Below are 16,796 nucleotides of genomic sequence, written 5' to 3'. Positions count from 1 at the left end.
GGGGGGGGGGGCCCCGCCCCGGGTACCATGCCCCCCCAGGGACCCCCCGATCTGCCCCCCCCCTCGTGGGGGGCCCCCCGCGGCGCCCGCCGCCCTGCTCACCGGGACCTCGTTGACGGCCGTACCCGCCCGGGCCGACGACGGCTGGTCGGGCACCCCCGTGGCCTCCAGCGCGGCCGGCGCCCAGGACTGCGCCCAGGTGCTGCTCGTCGGCGCACGCGGCTCGGGCCAGGAGGCGCCCTACGGCGACACGGTGGACGACGTGCGCGCCGAGCTGGCCTCGCGCGTCGGCGGGCGGCGTCCCGACCTGCGGCTGGCCCAGGTGTACCTGGACTACCCCGCCGCCTCCCTCGACGACATCGACACGGCCTCCGTGGAGAACGTGGTGCTCGGCGACGAGTCGGCGACCGCCCCGGCCTATGTCGCCTCGGTGGAGGCGGGCGTGTCCGAGCTGGAGCGCCTGGCCGCCGCCGAGGCGCAGCGCTGCCCCGACGAGAAGCTGCTCGTCGTGGGCTACAGCCAGGGCGCCGAGGTGGCCACGCGCGCGCTCGGCTCCGGGGCGCTGGACGGCAATCTGCTGGGAGCCGTCCTGCTCGGAAATCCGCTGCACTACGACGGCCAGAACGTCACCGAACTCGATGGCACGGCATCGAACCGCTCCTACGGGCTCACCGCCGCCCTGTACTACCTCAAGGCGGAGCTGGCCGCCAGCACCGGCGATCGCCAAGCGCAGGTGACGCGGCTCATCGAAGTCGTCGTCTCGATGTACAACGGCACGGTCGACACCACGACGCTCGCGTCCGCCATGACGGGCATAGGGGCCTCGGTCCCCGGCGGGGACGCGCCCAGGACCTGGTCGGTGTGCACGGCCGGCGACCCGGTCTGCGACTCGACCGATGCGCTGGCGCGCGTGTTCACCAGTTCCTCGGCGCTGGAGGAGGAGCACTCGGCCGGCAGCGCGAACCACGACTCGTACACGCCGGACGCCCTGCAGAACACGCTCGACGCGGTGGCGGCCGAACTCGTCGACCTGCCGCATGCCCAGGCGTCCTCGCCGGAGTCCGCGCCGAGCCGGAGCCGCAGGGGCCTGCTCTACGGGGGTCTCGGCGCGGCGGCGCTGCTGGCCGGCGGCGCGGTCATCGTCGTGCGCCGGCGCCGGTCGCCGAGGACCGGCGCAGCAGGCGGCTGAGCTCCGGGCGAGCCGGCCCCGGGGTCGTCCCGTCTCCTGTTTGCGAGGCGCCGGGGATGCTGTGCTATGGTTTCGGGGCCGTCGCGAGGCGGCACTGCGCGAGTGGCGGAATGGCAGACGCGCTGGCTTCAGGTGCCAGTGCCCGTTTAGGGCGTGGAGGTTCAACTCCTCTCTCGCGCACAGCATGAGCCCCTGACCGATCTGATTCCGGCCGGGGGCTTCCCTGTCCTCGGGGTTCTGTGAGACGCTGCCGGATCACGCCAGGGGGCGGCACGCCCGGTGCACGACGGGCGCATGCCCAGGGCACGGGTCGGCGTCGATCCGGCAGGCTCCGCCGACCGGTCGGACCGGACGGAATCCTCCGGCCCGAACCGAGACGCACCGGCCAGCAATGCACGCCCCGCGCCTCCCGTGCACGGCCTCAGAGTGGCCTCCGGAACGGCGCCCCGGCCCCCGCCCCGGGCGCGGCCCCGGTGCGGCGAGCCCTCGCCCGCCCCGATCGAATTCGTTCGCACCGATCCCCTTGACACCGGTTCCGTGGGCGCGGCAAACTGATCACACAGTGATTATCACGTGATAATCACGATCACAACGCTCGTCAATGAGGATGAACCACAATGAACCCCCAAACCACTTCGCCGCCTGACGCCGACCGGGCGCGGGCCGTCAAACGCCGTCTCAACGTGGCGACCGTCGTCGTCACCTTCGGAGCCCTCGCCTTCGGCTACGACACCGGCGTCATCTCCGGCGCCCTGCCCTTCATGACCCGCTCGACCGCCGAGGGCGGCCTCGACCTCACCCCGACCACCGAGGGCATGGTGACCTCCTCGCTGCTGCTGGGCGCCGCCTTCGGGGCCATCATCGGCGGACGCCTCTCCGACCGGCACGGGCGGCGTCGCAATGTCATGATGCTGGCCTTCATGTTCTTCCTCGGCGCCCTCGGGTGCGCCCTCGCACCGAACCTCCCGGTCATGCTCGTGTGCCGCATGGTCCTCGGCTTCGCCGTCGGCGGCGCCTCGGCCACCGTCCCCATGTTCATCGGCGAGCTGGCCCCCGCCGAACGGCGCGGCCCGCTCGTCTCCCGCAACGAGCTCATGATCGTCACCGGCCAGCTCATCGCCTACGTCTCCAACGCCATCATCGGTCTCGTCTCCGAAGGAGGGCACGCCTGGCGCCTCATGCTCGGACTGGCCACCATCCCCGCGATCGCACTGTGGATCGGCGTCCACTTCGTGCCCGAGTCCCCGCGCTGGCTCGTGAGCAAGGGGCGCGGCGAGGAGGCCCTCGAGGTCCTCAGGCTGCTGCGCACCGGCGACCCCCGCCCCGAGGTCGGGGAGATCACCGAGGTCGTCGAGGAGACCACCAGGGCGCAGTCCGACGCCTGGGGCCATCTGCGGACGCCGTGGATCCGCCGCATCACCCTCATCGGCATCGGCTTCGGCATCGTCATCCAGCTCACCGGCGTCAACGCCATCATGTACTTCGCCCCGACGGTCCTCATGAGCACCGGCATGGGCACGCAGGCCTCACTCGTGGCCACCATCGCCAACGGCGTCATCTCGGTCGCCGCGGTCGCCACCGGCCTCGTCGTCATCGGCAGGTCGAACCGCCGCACGATGCTCCGCATCGGCATGAGCGGCCTCGTCATCTCGCAGATCCTCCTCGGCCTGGCCTTCCTGCTGCCCGAGGCCCCCTGGCGCGGCTACCTCATCCTGCTGCTCATGCTCTGCTTCCTGTGGTTCATGCAGATGTTCTGCAGCATCGTCTTCTGGCTCATGATGGCCGAGATCTTCCCCCTGCGGGTGCGCGGCGTCGCCATGGGCATCGCCGTGTTCTGCCAGTGGATCTCCAACGCCGTGGTCACCCTCTGCTTCCCGATCCTGCTGGACGCCATCGGCATGAGGACCTTCTTCATCTTCGCCGTCATCAACTTCCTGGTGCTCCTCTGGGAGCAGAAGTACCTGCCCGAGACCAGGGGCAAGTCGCTGGAGTACCTCGAGGAGGAGCTCGCCTCCGGCTCGGACGCCCGCGAACCCGGCCCCCTCTCCATCGGCTGAGCACGCGCCCACCCCATCGAACCTTCCAGCCCACCTGTTCACCGCATCCACGAAAGGAATCACCACCATGTCCCGAGACCTCCGCATAGCCGTCGTCGGAGCCGGATTCGCCGGCCAGGGCCACGCCTTCGGCTTCCGCAACGCCCAGATGCTGCCCGCCCTCAAGGGCGTCAACGTCATCATGGACACCCTCGTCGAGCCCAACGCCCCTCTGGCGGAGACCGTCTCCGCCAAGTACGGCTTCGAGCGGACCGCCTCCGGCATCGACGAGATCATCGACCGCCCCGAGATCGAGGCCGTCTCCCTGGCCCTGCCGAACAACGCCTACATCGACGTCGTCCCGAGGCTGCTCAAGGCCGGCAGGCACATCTTCTGCGAGAAGCCGCTCGGCCTGAACTCCGCCGAGGCCGAGGAGATGACCCGTGCGGCCGACGAGGCCGGCGTCGTCACCGCCGTGGGCTTCTGCCGACGGCGGGTGCCGGCCCTGGCCGCGCTCGCACAGGTCGTCAAGGACGGCGGCATCGGCACGGTCCACTCCTTCCGAGCCAGCTACTTCGCCGACTACGCCGCCAGCCCGAGGGCCCCGCGCACCTGGCGCTTCGTCAGGAACGTCGCCGGGGGCGGCGCCGTCGCCGACATCGGCGCCCACATCATCGACACGGTGCGCTTCGTCCTGGGCGACGTCGCCGAGGTCGTCTCCTGCCAGCTGGAGACGGTCATCAAGGAGCGCCCGCTGCCCACCGGCGGCACCGGGCACACCCAGGGCGCCTCCGAGACCGACTTCGCCCCCGTCGAGAACGACGACAACGCCGTGGTCTCCCTGCGCACCGCGGGCGGCGCCGTCGGCTCGGTCAACCTGTCGCGCATCGCCACCGGCATCACCGATGTCTTCGCGCTCGAGGTCTACGGCGACAAGGGCTGGGCCAGGTTCGAGTCGCCCCACTCCGACGAGTTCTACCTCTGCCAGCCCGAGCAGTCCGCCCCCGGCTTCGACGGCCCCCGCCAGATCATCGCAGGCCCCGCCTTCCCCTGCTTCGGCGACGTCGCCTGCATGCCCGGCCGCGGAGTCGGCACCGGCTACGGGGAGAACCTCATCGGCGAGATCCAGGAGTTCGTCGCCGCCGTCGTCGGCAGGGGCAAGGTCACCGTGCCCTTCTCCGAGGCGATTCCGACCATGAGGATCATCGAGGCGGCCGAGAGGGCCGCCGAGACGGGCGCACCCGTCCGGCTCGCCTGACCCCGCCGCGCCATCCCGGCGCACCGATCGGTGTCGTGGGCGGCAGCCGGCGCGGGTGCCGCCCACGGCACCTGGCCCCTCCCCGCACCCAATCACTCACCAGAAAACCACCGAAGGAGACAGCAATGTCATCGACCGTCACCAACGCCCGCCTCGGCTCCGCCCCCGACTCCTGGGGCGTCTGGTTCCCCGACAACCCCAGGCAGGTGCCCGGCACCCGCTACCTGGACGAGATCGCCCAGGCCGGCTACCGGTACATGGAGCTCGGCCCCTACGGCTTCCTGCCCACCGACCCCGCAGAGCTCGGCGAGGAGCTCGCCAGGCGCGACCTCAAGGTCTCCGCGGGGACCGTCGGCGGCGCCTTCCACCACGCCGACCAGTTCGAGGCGATCAAGAAGGACGCGCTCGACGTGGCCCGCCTCGCCGCCGCGGTCGGCGCCACCCACCTCGTCCTCCTGCCGGCGATGTACCGCGACCTGCTGTCCGGCGACTACCTCGAGGACGCCGAGCTGGACGCCGAGGGCTGGGGACGGCTCGTGTCCTCGGTGCAGGAGATCGCCCGCATCGTCGCCTCCGAGACCGGCCTGCGCGCCGTCTTCCACCCGCACGCCGACTCCCACGTCGAGACCCAGCAGCAGACCTACCGGTGGCTCGACGACACCGACCCGGACAGGATCGGCCTGTGCCTCGACACCGGCCACATCGAGTACGGCGGCGGCGATTCCGCCGAGATCATCCGCCGCTACCCCGAACGCGTGGAGTACATCCACTTCAAGCAGGTCGACCCGGCCAAGATGGCCGTCGTCAAGGACAGGGACCTGCCCTTCTCCGAGGCCGTCAAGCTCGGCGCGATCTGCGAGCCCCCGAGCGGGGTGCCGACCGTCGAGTCGATCGCCCGCGAGATGAACCGCCTCGACCCGAGCATCTTCGTCATCGTCGAGCAGGACCTCTTCCCCTGCCACCCCGACACGCCCTTCCCGATCGCCCTGCGCACCGCCACCCAGCTGCGCGGCGCCCGCATCGCGCGCTGAGGGCGGTGCCCGGGCCCCGCAGCCGCCGGGGACGGAGTGGCCGCCCGCGGCACGACCCCGCCCGATCGCCGGGCGGGGCCGGCCCACAGGGCCCGGACCCGTCACGAGCATCAGCAGGCCGTTCCGAGCCATCGCGGCGAGGAGCCAACACCGGAATGGCGAACACGTCATCGCGCCCGAAACCACTAGTGTTCCTCTCAGCGCGAGAATACCGGGGGCTGCCGTGGCGACGAGAACGACGATCCATCAGGTCATCGAGAACTTTCAGGGCAAGGGTTCGACCTCCGAGCGGGGCACGAGGTTCGAGCAGCTGATGGTCGACTGGTTCCGCCTCGACCCGACCCTGGCGAGCGAGTACGACGAGGTGCAGATGTGGCCGGACTGGTCGCACAACGAGCACACCCACGACTCGGGCATCGACCTGGTCGCCCGCAACCGCGGCACCGGCCGCTGGACGGCCGTCCAGTGCAAGTTCTACGACCCCAGGTACTCCCTGCAGAAGACCGACATCGACTCCTTCTTCACCGCCTCCGGCAGGGCCTGGGACAGCATCACGTTCGACAACCGCATCATCATCTCCACGACGGACCGCTGGTCGAACCACGCCGAGAAGGCCCTGGAGAACCAGACGGTGCCGGTGCAGCGCATCGGGCTGGCGGACATCGCCGAGTCCCCCATCGACTGGATGCGCCACGACGGCGTCGAGGTGCGTTTCGAGCCCCGCAAGGCCAAGCGCTACAGCCTGCGCCCTCACCAGAAGGAGGCCATCGACAGGATCCAGGAGGGCTTCCGGACGCACGACCGGGGCAAGTGGGTCTCGGCCTGCGGCACGGGCAAGACCTTCGCCTCGCTCAAACTCGCCGAGCAGCGCTGCGCCGAGAACGGCGGCCGCCTCAAGGTCCTCTTCCTGGCACCGTCGATCTCGCTGGTCTCGCAGACGCTGCGCGAGTGGATGGCCCAGTCCCAGACTCTCATCCGCCCGCTCGTGGTGTGCTCGGACACGAAGGCCTCCAAGCAGGCCGAGGACATCACCGTCCACGACATCCCGCTGCCCACCACCGATGCCGGGCGGCTGGCCGCCCAGATGGGCGGGATCGGCCGCCGGGGCAGGCAGATGGTGGTGGTCTTCTCGACCTACCAGTCGATCGATGTGGTCGCCCAGGCGCAGCGGGCCTCGGGCGAGCAGTTCGACCTGATCCTGTGCGACGAGGCGCATCGCACGACGGGCGTCACGTTGCCGGGTGCGGGTGATGAGTCGGCCTTCGTCAAGGTTCACAACAACTCCTATCTCCCTGCCGACAAGCGCCTCTACATGACGGCGACCCCGCGCATCTACGGCGAGGAGGCCAAGAAGAAGGCCGCCGACCACTCCGTCCTCATCGCCTCGATGGACGACGAGACCATCTTCGGCCCCGAGTTCCACCGGCTCGGTTTCGGCGAGGCGGTCGAGCGTGACCTGCTCGCCGACTACAAGGTGATGATCCTGTGCGTCGCGGCCGAGGCCGTCGCCGAGCCGCTGCAGGGCGCCCTGGCCAACGAGGAGCACGAGATCACGCTGGATGACGCCGCCAAGATCGTCGGCTGCTGGAACGGTCTGGCCAAGCGCACCACCGACATGGACTTCGGCCCGGACCCTGCACCGATGAGGCGAGCGGTCGCCTTCGCACAGAACATCAAGGCCTCGAAGGCCTTCGCCCGGGCCGTCCCCGATGTCGTCGACAGTCTCATCGCCGACCGGAACACCCCCGATCTGGAGGTGGCGTGCCACCACGTCGACGGCACGATGAACGCGTTGACGCGCTCGGAGCAGCTGGCCTGGCTCAAGGCCCCCGCGCCGGAGAACGAGTGCCGCGTCCTGTCGAACGCCCGGTGCCTGTCGGAGGGCGTCGACGTGCCGGCGCTCGACGCAGTGCTCTTCCTGTCGCCGCGCAATTCGCTGGTGGACGTCGTGCAGTCGGTCGGGCGCGTCATGCGCAAGCCCAGGGGCAAGGACTACGGCTACATCATCCTGCCGGTCGCCATCGACGCGAACGAGTCACCGGAGGAGGCGATGCGCAGCAACAAGCGGTTCAAGGTGGTCTGGGACGTGCTCAACGCCCTGCGCGCCCACGACGACCGCTTCAACGCGATGATCAACTCCATCGACCTCGACGGCTCGACCAAGGGCAGGATCGGCATCGGGGTCTTCGACGCCGTGGGGGTCGACGCCGCCGAGGACGGCGAGGGCGCAGCCGCGACCAGGACGGCGCTGGCGTCCCAGGCGCCCCTGTTCGCCCTTGAGATGAGGAGCGCGATCCTGGCGCGCATCGTCAAGAAGGTCGGCGAGCGCGACTACTGGGACTCCTGGGCCGACGATGTCGTGCGCATCCACACGAACCAGACCACGAGGATCGATGCGGTCCTCGCCTCGGCCCGCCGGGACCACAGTCCGCTGATGAGCCGCTTCGACGAGTTCCTCGAGGGGCTGCGCGCCAATATCAACGAGTCGATCGGCGAGGCCGACGCGATCGACATGCTCAGCCAGCACCTCATCACCCGGCCGGTCTTCGAGGCCCTCTTCCCCGCCGGCTCGTTCGCCGAGCACAATCCGGTCTCGGTCTCGATGCAGGCGATGGTCGACGCGCTGGCCGGGCAGGGACTGGAGGCAGAGACCGCCGCACTGACGGAGTTCTACGACTCCGTGCGGGCCAGGGCCGCCAGCGTCACGACGCCCGAGGGGCGCCAGACGATCATCCACCGGCTCTACGAGGACTTCTTCAAGAAGGCCTTCCCGAAGCAGGCCAGCTCGTTCGGGGTGGTCTACACTCCGGTGGAGATCGTCGACTTCATCCTGCGCGCCGCCGACGAGGTCTGCCGCAGCGAGTTCGGTTACGGCATCAGCGACGAGGGCGTGCACGTGCTCGACCCGTTCACCGGCACCGGAACCTTCATCGTGCGGCTGCTGCAGTCGGACATCATCGCCCCGGCCGACCTGGCGAGGAAGTACGCGCACGAACTGTGGGCCAACGAGATCATGCTGCTGGCCTACTACATCGCCTGCGTGAACATCGAGACGACCTATCAGGCGATCCGCCAGCGCGAGCTCGGCCCGGACCAGCAGGCCCCCTACGTGCCGTTCCCCGGCGCGACGCTCACCGACACCTTCCAGATCACCGAGGACGGCGACCGGGCCGACAGCTCGCTCATTCCGGTGAACAACGAGCGCATCGAGGCCCAGCTGCGCACACCCATCAAGGTGATCGTCGGCAACCCGCCGTACTCGGTGGGCCAGTCGAGCGCCAATGACGACAACGCGAATCTGCGCTACCCCACTTTGGACGGCAGGATCGCCGACACCTATGCGGCCCTGTCGACGGCCACGAACAAGAAAAACCTCTACGACTCCTACATCCGGGCCTTCCGCTGGGCCAGCGACCGGCTCGGCGAGCAGGGCGTCATGGCCTTCGTCTCGAACAACGGCTGGGTGGACGACAACGCCGCCGACGGCATCCGCAAGAGTTTCACCGGTGAGTTCAGCCACATCTGGGTTCACAACCTGCGCGGGAATCAGCGCACCGCCGGCGAGACCTCCCGCCGCGAGGGCGGCAAGGTCTTCGGCTCGGGCGCACGGATCGGCGTCGCCGTGCTCATCGCCGCCAAGGATCCCGCGGTCTCGGGCTGCCGGCTGCACTACTGGGCCGTGCCCGACTACCAGAGCCGGGAGGAGAAGCTGACCGGCATCGACGACGCGAGTCTAAGCTCAATCCCTTGGCAAGAGATCACCCCGAACGACGCAGGTGACTGGATCAACCAACGCAACGTTAGATTTGACACTTACCCAACACTGTGCGATGAAGCCATCAGTTATTTCGCATCACATTCTCGCGGCGTTGAAACCACTCGCGATGCTTGGTGCTACAACTTCAGTACCAACGAAGTCAGAGTCAATATGTCTCGAATGATCGATTTCTACAACCAACAAGCTTCTTCAGGATTTACTTCTACAAATGAGTTAGATCTCGATCCTAAAAAGGTCAGCTGGAGCAGGAATATCAAAAGAAGAGCTCTGGCTGGAAAACTTGAGCGTTTCATTGGGGCCCATGTTCGCAAGTCAGCGATCTACAGACCTTTCACAAAGCAAGCACTGTACTTCGATCCTGTATTTAACTCTGTGCCTGGGAAAAATTTTTTATATTTCCCCACACCGGCTCACGAGAACTACGGCATCTACATAGTCGGAGAGGGATCAGCTGTCCCATTCAGTGCGGTAATGCTCAATACACTACCCAATCTACACGTCACTGGTGCTGGTAGCGGTGGCCAGTTCTTCCCCCGCTGGACCTATGAGAAGATCGAGGATGACGGCGCCATGTTCTCGTCACCAGCCGAGGGAGTCATCGTCGATGGGTACCGGCGCGTCGACAACATCACCGATGGGATCCTCGACGCCTACCGGGCGACCTTCGGGCCGCAGGTGAGCAAGGGCGACATCTTCCATTACGTCTACGCCGTGCTGCACTCACCGCAGTACCGCAGCACCTTCGCCGCAGACTTGAAACGGATGCTGCCGCGCATCCCCTCGGCGGCCAGTCCCAGCGATTTCAGCGCCTTCGCCGAGGCCGGCAGGCAGCTCGCCCACCTGCACATGAACTACGAGTCGGCCGAGCCCTATCCGCTGCACGAGTCGACGCACCCGCTCGGTGTCGATGACTGGGAGCTGTACCGGGTGAGGAAGATGAAGTGGCAGGACAAGAAGACGAAGAAGGCCATCGTCTACAACGACCACCTCACCCTCAGCGACATCCCGGCCGAGGCGAACGAGTACATGCTCGGCTCGCGCTCGGGCCTGGAGTGGCTCATCGACCGCTATCAGGTGAGGACCGACAAGGACTCGGGCATCGTCAACGATCCGAACGACTGGTGCCGCGAGCACGACGATCCCCGCTACATCATCGACCTCATCAAGCGCGTCACCCGCGTCTCAGTCGAAACGATGAGGATCGTCCGGCTACTCCCCGAGTTACCGCTATGATCCCATGGGATACTCCATTCACTTTTCTTTATTACAAGACGTCAAGTCCAAACTCTGAAAGACCGAAAGGAATCATCATGCCACTTCGCCATCCAGTTTATCTTGATGCTGAAACATTGAACGCTCTGGCCGACTATTACGAACTTGCTACTGCCCCATCAACAAAGATCGTGGAAAAATCCACCAAAAAAAGCTCAGCAGGCATTGCAGCTCCATTTGGCATCACCGCGCAGGCTGGACTAGGAAAAAGCATTGAGTTCCAATCAAGCTACACCATCACCCCCAGCGAAAAGGCATCGGTTAGCAAAGTGATCGATGGGCTCATAGCAAGCGACAATGTGGTAACCGCATCTCCTGATGCGACATTGGCAAAGGATTACGTAGTTGAAGTCGAAGGGAACATCCGTCTTACTGCCGCAAGTTTGGCTGGGAAGATGTTTTATGTTCTCAAAAAATACCTGGAATCCATTGACCAAAATATCACAGATCTCAACTTTACGAACATCGAACCCGAGGTTATGCAAATTTTTCAGTCAATATATCTTGGGAATGAACTCGTTTCAATTCCTATTCTAATTGATATAGTCAATTCAGGTTTCTCCCCGAGGATTTTAGCGAATCTCCGACCCAACATGTTCGTAGATTCAGCAACCAGCAACCAGATCGAGGGAGAACGCAGGGTACTCGGCACCGTCAGAACCTTGATCAAAGGTGGGGATGACGGCTATCTTTCAACCGAAGAGTGGCTGTTCCCGAATTGGGAGTATCTAATGAAACGGGTGCTCATGACTAAGGTTAATAACCCTGTGAAAGAACTCATCAAAAAACTTGACATCGAGTTCCCGGCAGAAGATGTTGATTCTTGGATCAAGGGGCCTGCTGTTATTTTGGACACCATCGCCATTTACTAATCCAAGGAAGCCTTACGATAGTTAAAATACGATAGTTACAATCCATCGAGAATAAGCCTCATTATTGACATTATGATGATCATGAAACAAGATCGTATTTTCGTGGACTTTGCGCGTTGTTTCGGATATGATTAGGTCATGCAGATCGAGTCATCCCAGAAGAAATCGCCGTCCTGATCAGGTGGAAGAAACGTTCCGATATCTATGTGCTGGTGCGAATGCGTGAGTATTATCGCTGAACTGATCGAGCACAGTAAGAAGACCGTGCAGGAATGGCTGGCCGACTGACAGGACAGCAGGATGTGCTCGGTGTCGACCGAGCACGCAAGGAACCAGAACGCCGCGAAACTCACCCGCGCCTAGAAAGAAGAACTCAAGGCCGTTCTCGCCCAGCCATCCTTCCCAATCCGGTATCGACGCCGAGTTCTGGGACGTCTCGGCCCTACGTAACGTAGTCAAGATCATGTTCGATGTGGAGTACGAGTCAGACTCCTCCTACCAGCTGCTCCTGTGGTTCTGCGGGCTGAGTTTCAAGCTGCCAGACCCGTTCGACAAGCGCCGCGACGAGGCGAGCATCACTAGACGCATGGCCGAGGTGAAGACCCAAGTCAACGACCTGTTGGAGGAGGACTGGGAAGTATACACCGTCGACGAGGTCCGTCTGGAACATGAGACCGAGACCCGCCGCATGTGGCTCCCCAAAGGACAGCGCACCAAATTGTACGTGGACCAGAAGAAGGTGTCCCAGTCATTCTTCGGCGCCCTCTCACTAACCAGTAAGACAGTGGAGCCGTACCCGATCGAGGGAAACCAGAACACCGAATAGATCATTTTTGCCTTGGACCGGCTCCAACGCGAGATCAAGACCGAGAAAATCGCAGCCGTGCTGAACAACGACGGCTTCCACTACGCCAAAGCGTTGACCAGTCTCTACGAGACAGGCCAACTATTGGAGCACATCACGCCTGTCTACCTGCCACCGTACGCGTCCGACACAACCCGACCGAGCATGTTTGGAACACGGCCAAGAACCACATCGCAGACATCCAGCGCAAGACCCCCCGAAGAAACCTTCGGAGCATTCACCTCATACATCACCGGACGCGCCTTCGACTACAACTTTGAACACCTCCCACCTCATGAAACCGAAAACGATCTTGTTTCATGAAAGTCATACTCCCACGTGATCTCAACGGTCACGAGCCGAGGATGGCCAGTGTCTTCGCCCAGCGGCGCGACGTGTCAGCGGCGATCCGAGCGATCTCCTCGTCAGGGGCCGTCGCCGTAGGCATCGGCGGACGCCGAGGACCCTCGCCCCGCAGGGCCATGCGGGTGTAGAACCTGCGCATCGTGTCCAAGGAAATTGGATCGTTGCCCTTTTCGTTCTGTGGCCTGTCGCCCCAAGCCTCGAGCCATGGCTCCTCCCGATGGGTCAGCTCGGCCAGCTCGCCGCCGCCCATGGCGCCGTAGTAGTCGGTCACGGCGTTCAAGGTTGCCATCTCAGAGTCAGCGAAGACCCCGACCGGTGGCGTCTGCTCGATCGTAGGAAGGCCATGCCGCAGGGAGGCGATCACAGGGCCCATTTGCCATGCCTCGATCCGGTTGGGGAAGAGCGGCCTCCCATCCCACACCAGGGACCACGCCTGTGCGTAATAGGCGAGCTTCTGCGCCTGCGTCTCGCCATACACCTTCCTGCGGGCGTTGATGACCTGAGCAGCAGCCAGCGCGCGATCAACAGCCGCCTCTGGATGCGTCATCATCTCATCGCCCCTCTCACCGCCATGATCGCATAACGGTAGCGCGAGGCGCCCAACACGCCGAGCCCGCAGGGCGATTCCTCACCCGACGGCGGACACCAGCGGCTCCAGATCGGCGCGCATACGGGCGAGGGCCTCCCTCGGGTCATCGGGCCCGGCAGCGGGCTCGCGCAGGATCATGTCCTTGGCGAGCGTGGGCACCGGCAGGCCCCCTGCTCGGCGAGAACGGTCAGGGCGGCCAGCCCCTCCGGGTTGAGCCTGATCTGAAGGGCCTGCGTACGCCTTGTCAACAAGCTGCAGCGCCACACGGCAGCGACCCCAGGGGTTCGGGGCCGCCGGCCCGGGAGGGCACCCCAGTTCTCCCGGGCCCGGCAGCGACTCCAGGACGCGAGCCTGCGTCAGCTGCACGATGACCGTGCCGGTGACGCTCGTGTCGACGGCGGTTGGGAAGGGGGCCGGTAGCGGCGGTCGGATAGGGGGCGCGGTCATGATGGGGGGATGATCGGCGTGGATGCATGGGCCGGGATTCGGTGTCCGCATGCCGGTGAGGGACCTGTCGGGCAGGGCGGTCGCGAAGGCGCTGGCCGCCGGGGCCCCGCCGGTCCACGAGACCCGCCCGCCGGCCGAGTCAGCCCGGAGCCGGGTCGGACCGGCAGTGCGAGCGCTGCCGGAAGAGTTCCCGGACATGCCGGCGGCAGTGCTCGCGCAGCGGGTCGGCCGGGACGGGTCGATCACCCGGTTCCGGCGGAACGCGGCCGGGACCCGTCGCCGGGCCCGCCGGGTCGGCCCGGCTGATCGGCCGGTCCGCCGGCCCGGGGGAACAGGCCCGGTGCGGCTCGTGGTTCCCGCCCGTGGGCGCCGGTCCGGACTCCCGGCCGCGGGGACGGGCGCCGGTGCTGGCGATGATCCCGTCCCGCCGGACCGGGGCGGTGATGATCCCGTCCCGCCGGACCGGGGCGGTGATGATCCCGTCCCGCCGGGCCGGTGATCCGCCGGCGGGGATGGCGGGTGCTGCCACAGCGCTCCGGCGCCGGCCGGAGCGGCCGCTCCGGGACGACGGAGCCGGCATCGGGCGCCGCGGCCGCCTCGCCGGCGGAGTGAGTGGCTTCCGCGGCGCCCCCGGGCACTCGCTCGGTCCAGGCCAAGCCGCATGGACCCGGGGACCGGAGGCGTGGCCGAGCGAGCCGACCAGTATGTGGAGACCTCGTTCCCGCCCGGCCGCGCCACGACTACCAGCACCCGCCCCTGCGCCCCCTCGACGAGGGACCGGTTCGGGGCCTGGCCGTCTATGACCAGGCCCTCGGCCCGACCAGCAGCGACTTCGAAGAGCAGGCCGCCTGATGCCCACCACCGCTGACGAGACGTCCACCTGCATCGACTACCTCGCCCGGGTCATGAAAGCACCCTGGATCCGCGACACCGCCCGAGCCCCGGCCGGGCGCGGCACCACCGGGGCCTGGACCGGCCCGCAACACCCCCGAGCCGTCCTCGGGGCCGAAGTCGCCGCCCGGGAGACCTCCGGCGCGGAACAACGCCTCCGCGCCGCGGGCTCCCCCGCGGTCAGGACCCTGGAGGAGCTCGACTCCGACCACCAACCCGCCGCTGACCGGGCCCGACCCCACCGCCTGGCCGCCGGCGGACACCCGGCCGAAGCAGGAAACCTCGCGCCGCCCGGACCACCGGGCACCGGCAAGACCCACCGCACCGGCCGCCCCGGCCATCGCCGCCTGCCACCAACAAATCCGCGCCGGGTCCAACACCGCCGCCGGCCGGGTCACCCGCCTCCGACAAGCCCACCGCACCGGCCGCCCCGACACCGAGACGCGCGAACCCGCCCGGCCCCGGCCGCTGACCATCGACGAGGCCGGCCACCTGCCCCTCGACGCCGACGCCGCGAAAAAGGAAGTGGTTGGTTCGGACTCATCCCGAACGTCTAACTCAATGATTTTGAACACTGAGAATCCAGGCTGGGGCCTCGCTGCTGTCAGGCAAGGCGCCATGGATTCCGCCAAGTGCGCCCGTTACTCTGAAACTCCTGAACTTTCCGATTACATGGGTACTCGATCAGTGACTCGTGATCTTGACATCTTGCGCAATCTTGTCGGTAATACTGAGTTGAATTACCGGGGGACATCATACGGTATTTTTATTGGCTCGATCTATGCGGTGCTGTTCCCACGTCGTGTGGGCAATATGGTCCTTGACAGTGCGATGAGCCTCACCAAGTCGTGGACAGAAGGAGACCGTGAACTAACTATCTTTCGCGAGGAGCGTCTTCGCGCTTATATCGAGAGTTGCTTGGCTCAGAATGGTTGTCCGCTGACCGGTTCAGTTGACGAAGCATTTTCTCAACTGCATGATTTTTTACTCAATTTGGACGAAGCGCCCCCGTCTGTTGAAGGGTCTTCGTTGTCCGTTGGCACTAAGGATGCCGCATATTTCGTCAGCTCGTTCGCACTCGGCTCTCCGGATAACTGGCAAATTCTTACCGAAATGCTTTCACAAGGCATGATCAAGCATGAAGGTACCTTGATTTCCGAACGTATAACTCTTGCCGGAGAAACCGGTCATCAGGATTCGGCGGTCACAGAAAAACAAGTTTTCATGAATTTCAATTATGACTATGCGAATTCCGCTATTATCTGCAATGATTCTGAACGGGGTGAGCGCGACATTGCTGCACTCGAAGCGGAGGCGGCAGCGGAGAAAAAATAATATCCGTTCTATGGTGGAAGCTCTGCTTACCTGGATGCGTATTGTCAAGGTTGGGGAAATCTTCGGCCACCGCTCGATGACTTGCCCGACAGGGTTGGTGACGAAGAGCTGAGGCCCATCATAGTCACTGGAACGACGGGTGACACGAGCACCCTGTATTCGTGGTCTGAAGAATTATCTTCTCAACTCGAGGGGAGTCGTTTGATTACGATAGCAGGGTATGGACATGGCGTTGTTGGTGCCAATGCATGCGCCACCTCCATGGTGGACCAGTAGAAGACATCATTCCGCCAGTTAAATCAACTTGCGGGAGTGAATAGGCATTCACGGCTGCATTGACTTATCATGAGGCGCGGCCGAGAACTGAGAAGCTTATTTATCGGAGCTGAACTACGATCGTCACCCCTAGAGGGTTATTCAAAACCGTTTTTGAAGAATTCGAGTGCGGTGACTGCTGTGATGGTTTGTGGGAAGGTGTGAAGGGGTCTTCGGTAGCCGGTGTGACGGGAGGATTATTCAAAAGTCATTTTTGATTCTTTGGAAGATTTTCATCCGATTCTCTTGTGAGGACAGCGGGGAGGGCCTGTTTGTGCGACAATTGGATTATCAAAAATTGTCGAGAACAGGCCCTCACGTGTACTCTACAACAGGACTCCCAGCCGTGGCAATGGACGCCCTCTACGAGCGGATCGCCGATCGATTCCCCACTCTTGACAGGCCCGGGGGAAGGCCCCCGGTCCTGCTCTGGCGTCAAGAGGTTCAGATCTCCATGATGTGCACCAGACGGAACCGGACCCAGGGGCGAACTTGCTGAGGGCTTCAGCGTCTGGCAGGCCACGATCAGCAGCATCGCCCGCTGGACACCCAGACTCGGCGAGGTTCTCGACG

At 65.0% G+C, this 16,796-nt stretch carries 11 protein-coding genes, 1 tRNA gene and 1 pseudogene; 12 read left to right on the top strand and 1 reads right to left on the bottom strand.

Annotation, left to right across the window (positions count from 1 at the left end; all coding sequences use genetic code 11):
• The first annotated feature begins 112 nt into the window (after positions 1-112).
• The 9 genes from R2N01_RS05660 (at position 113) to R2N01_RS05620 (ending at position 12,604) form a co-directional block, all read left to right on the top strand.
• Entirely contained in the window at positions 113-1,189 is a 1,077-nt protein-coding gene (locus R2N01_RS05660) for a cutinase family protein (protein WP_316669330.1), read from the top strand.
• 96 nt (positions 1,190-1,285) lie between these two features.
• A tRNA-Leu gene (locus tag R2N01_RS05655) sits at positions 1,286-1,369 on the top strand.
• 437 nt (positions 1,370-1,806) lie between these two features.
• Positions 1,807-3,246, top strand: coding sequence for a sugar porter family MFS transporter (locus R2N01_RS05650; RefSeq protein WP_316669328.1), 1,440 nt, complete (start codon positions 1,807-1,809; stop codon positions 3,244-3,246).
• Between the two features lie 67 nt (positions 3,247-3,313).
• Positions 3,314-4,483, top strand: a complete 1,170-nt coding sequence (locus R2N01_RS05645) for a Gfo/Idh/MocA family oxidoreductase (RefSeq protein ID WP_316669325.1) — start codon at positions 3,314-3,316, stop codon at positions 4,481-4,483.
• Between the two features lie 125 nt (positions 4,484-4,608).
• Complete coding sequence (locus R2N01_RS05640; RefSeq protein ID WP_316669323.1) at positions 4,609-5,514, top strand: TIM barrel protein; 906 nt, start codon at positions 4,609-4,611, stop codon at positions 5,512-5,514.
• Between the two features lie 223 nt (positions 5,515-5,737).
• A complete protein-coding gene (locus R2N01_RS05635; RefSeq protein ID WP_316669321.1) occupies positions 5,738-10,525 on the top strand; it encodes a type ISP restriction/modification enzyme in 4,788 nt (1,595 codons plus the stop codon).
• Between the two features lie 77 nt (positions 10,526-10,602).
• Complete coding sequence (locus R2N01_RS05630; RefSeq protein WP_316669319.1) at positions 10,603-11,436, top strand: hypothetical protein; 834 nt, start codon at positions 10,603-10,605, stop codon at positions 11,434-11,436.
• Between the two features lie 472 nt (positions 11,437-11,908).
• The gene (locus R2N01_RS05625) at positions 11,909-12,262 is read left to right on the top strand and encodes a hypothetical protein (RefSeq protein ID WP_316669317.1); all 354 of its coding nucleotides are present in this window, start codon (positions 11,909-11,911) and stop codon (positions 12,260-12,262) included.
• Positions 12,263-12,319: 57 nt separating this feature from the next.
• Positions 12,320-12,604 carry a hypothetical protein gene (locus tag R2N01_RS05620; RefSeq protein WP_316669315.1) on the top strand — a complete coding sequence of 95 codons (285 nt, stop codon included), beginning with the start codon at positions 12,320-12,322 and terminating at the stop codon, positions 12,602-12,604.
• A gap of 28 nt (positions 12,605-12,632) precedes the next feature.
• Here R2N01_RS05620 and R2N01_RS05615 read toward each other — a convergent pair whose 3' ends face one another.
• Positions 12,633-13,196 carry a type II toxin-antitoxin system antitoxin SocA domain-containing protein gene (locus R2N01_RS05615; RefSeq protein ID WP_316669313.1) on the bottom strand — a complete coding sequence of 188 codons (564 nt, stop codon included), beginning with the start codon at positions 13,194-13,196 and terminating at the stop codon, positions 12,633-12,635.
• 1,337 nt (positions 13,197-14,533) lie between these two features.
• Here R2N01_RS05615 and R2N01_RS11450 point away from each other — a divergent pair.
• The 3 genes and pseudogenes from R2N01_RS11450 to R2N01_RS11445 form a co-directional block, all read left to right on the top strand.
• Complete coding sequence (locus tag R2N01_RS11450) at positions 14,534-15,130, top strand: ATP-binding protein (protein ID WP_399553243.1); 597 nt, start codon at positions 14,534-14,536, stop codon at positions 15,128-15,130.
• A 4-nt stretch (positions 15,131-15,134) separates the two neighbouring features.
• Positions 15,135-15,908, top strand: coding sequence for an alpha/beta fold hydrolase (locus tag R2N01_RS05610; RefSeq protein WP_316669311.1), 774 nt, complete (start codon positions 15,135-15,137; stop codon positions 15,906-15,908).
• Positions 15,909-15,923: 15 nt separating this feature from the next.
• Positions 15,924-16,184: pseudogene (locus R2N01_RS11445) on the top strand (alpha/beta hydrolase); the annotation flags it as partial.
• Positions 16,185-16,796: the final 612 nt, after the last annotated feature.

Source organism: uncultured Propionibacterium sp., assembly GCF_963539965.1.
Taxonomy (GTDB): domain Bacteria; phylum Actinomycetota; class Actinomycetes; order Propionibacteriales; family Propionibacteriaceae; genus Propionibacterium.
Note: the sequence above shows the minus strand (reverse complement) of the source record. Positions and strands in the feature narration are given on the sequence as shown.

Excerpts from the sequence above, each read along its gene's own strand:
- R2N01_RS05645 (WP_316669325.1), top strand. The coding sequence starts at position 3,314 with ATGTCCCGAGACCTCCGCATAGCCGTCGTCGGAGCCGGATTCGCCGGC.
- R2N01_RS05615 (WP_316669313.1), bottom strand. The coding sequence starts at position 13,196 with ATGATGACGCATCCAGAGGCGGCTGTTGATCGCGCGCTGGCTGCTGCT.
- R2N01_RS05640 (WP_316669323.1), top strand. The coding sequence starts at position 4,609 with ATGTCATCGACCGTCACCAACGCCCGCCTCGGCTCCGCCCCCGACTCC.
- R2N01_RS11450 (WP_399553243.1), top strand. The coding sequence starts at position 14,534 with ATGCCCACCACCGCTGACGAGACGTCCACCTGCATCGACTACCTCGCC.
- R2N01_RS05650 (WP_316669328.1), top strand. The coding sequence starts at position 1,807 with ATGAACCCCCAAACCACTTCGCCGCCTGACGCCGACCGGGCGCGGGCC.
- R2N01_RS05610 (WP_316669311.1), top strand. The coding sequence starts at position 15,135 with ATGATTTTGAACACTGAGAATCCAGGCTGGGGCCTCGCTGCTGTCAGG.
- R2N01_RS05630 (WP_316669319.1), top strand. The coding sequence starts at position 10,603 with ATGCCACTTCGCCATCCAGTTTATCTTGATGCTGAAACATTGAACGCT.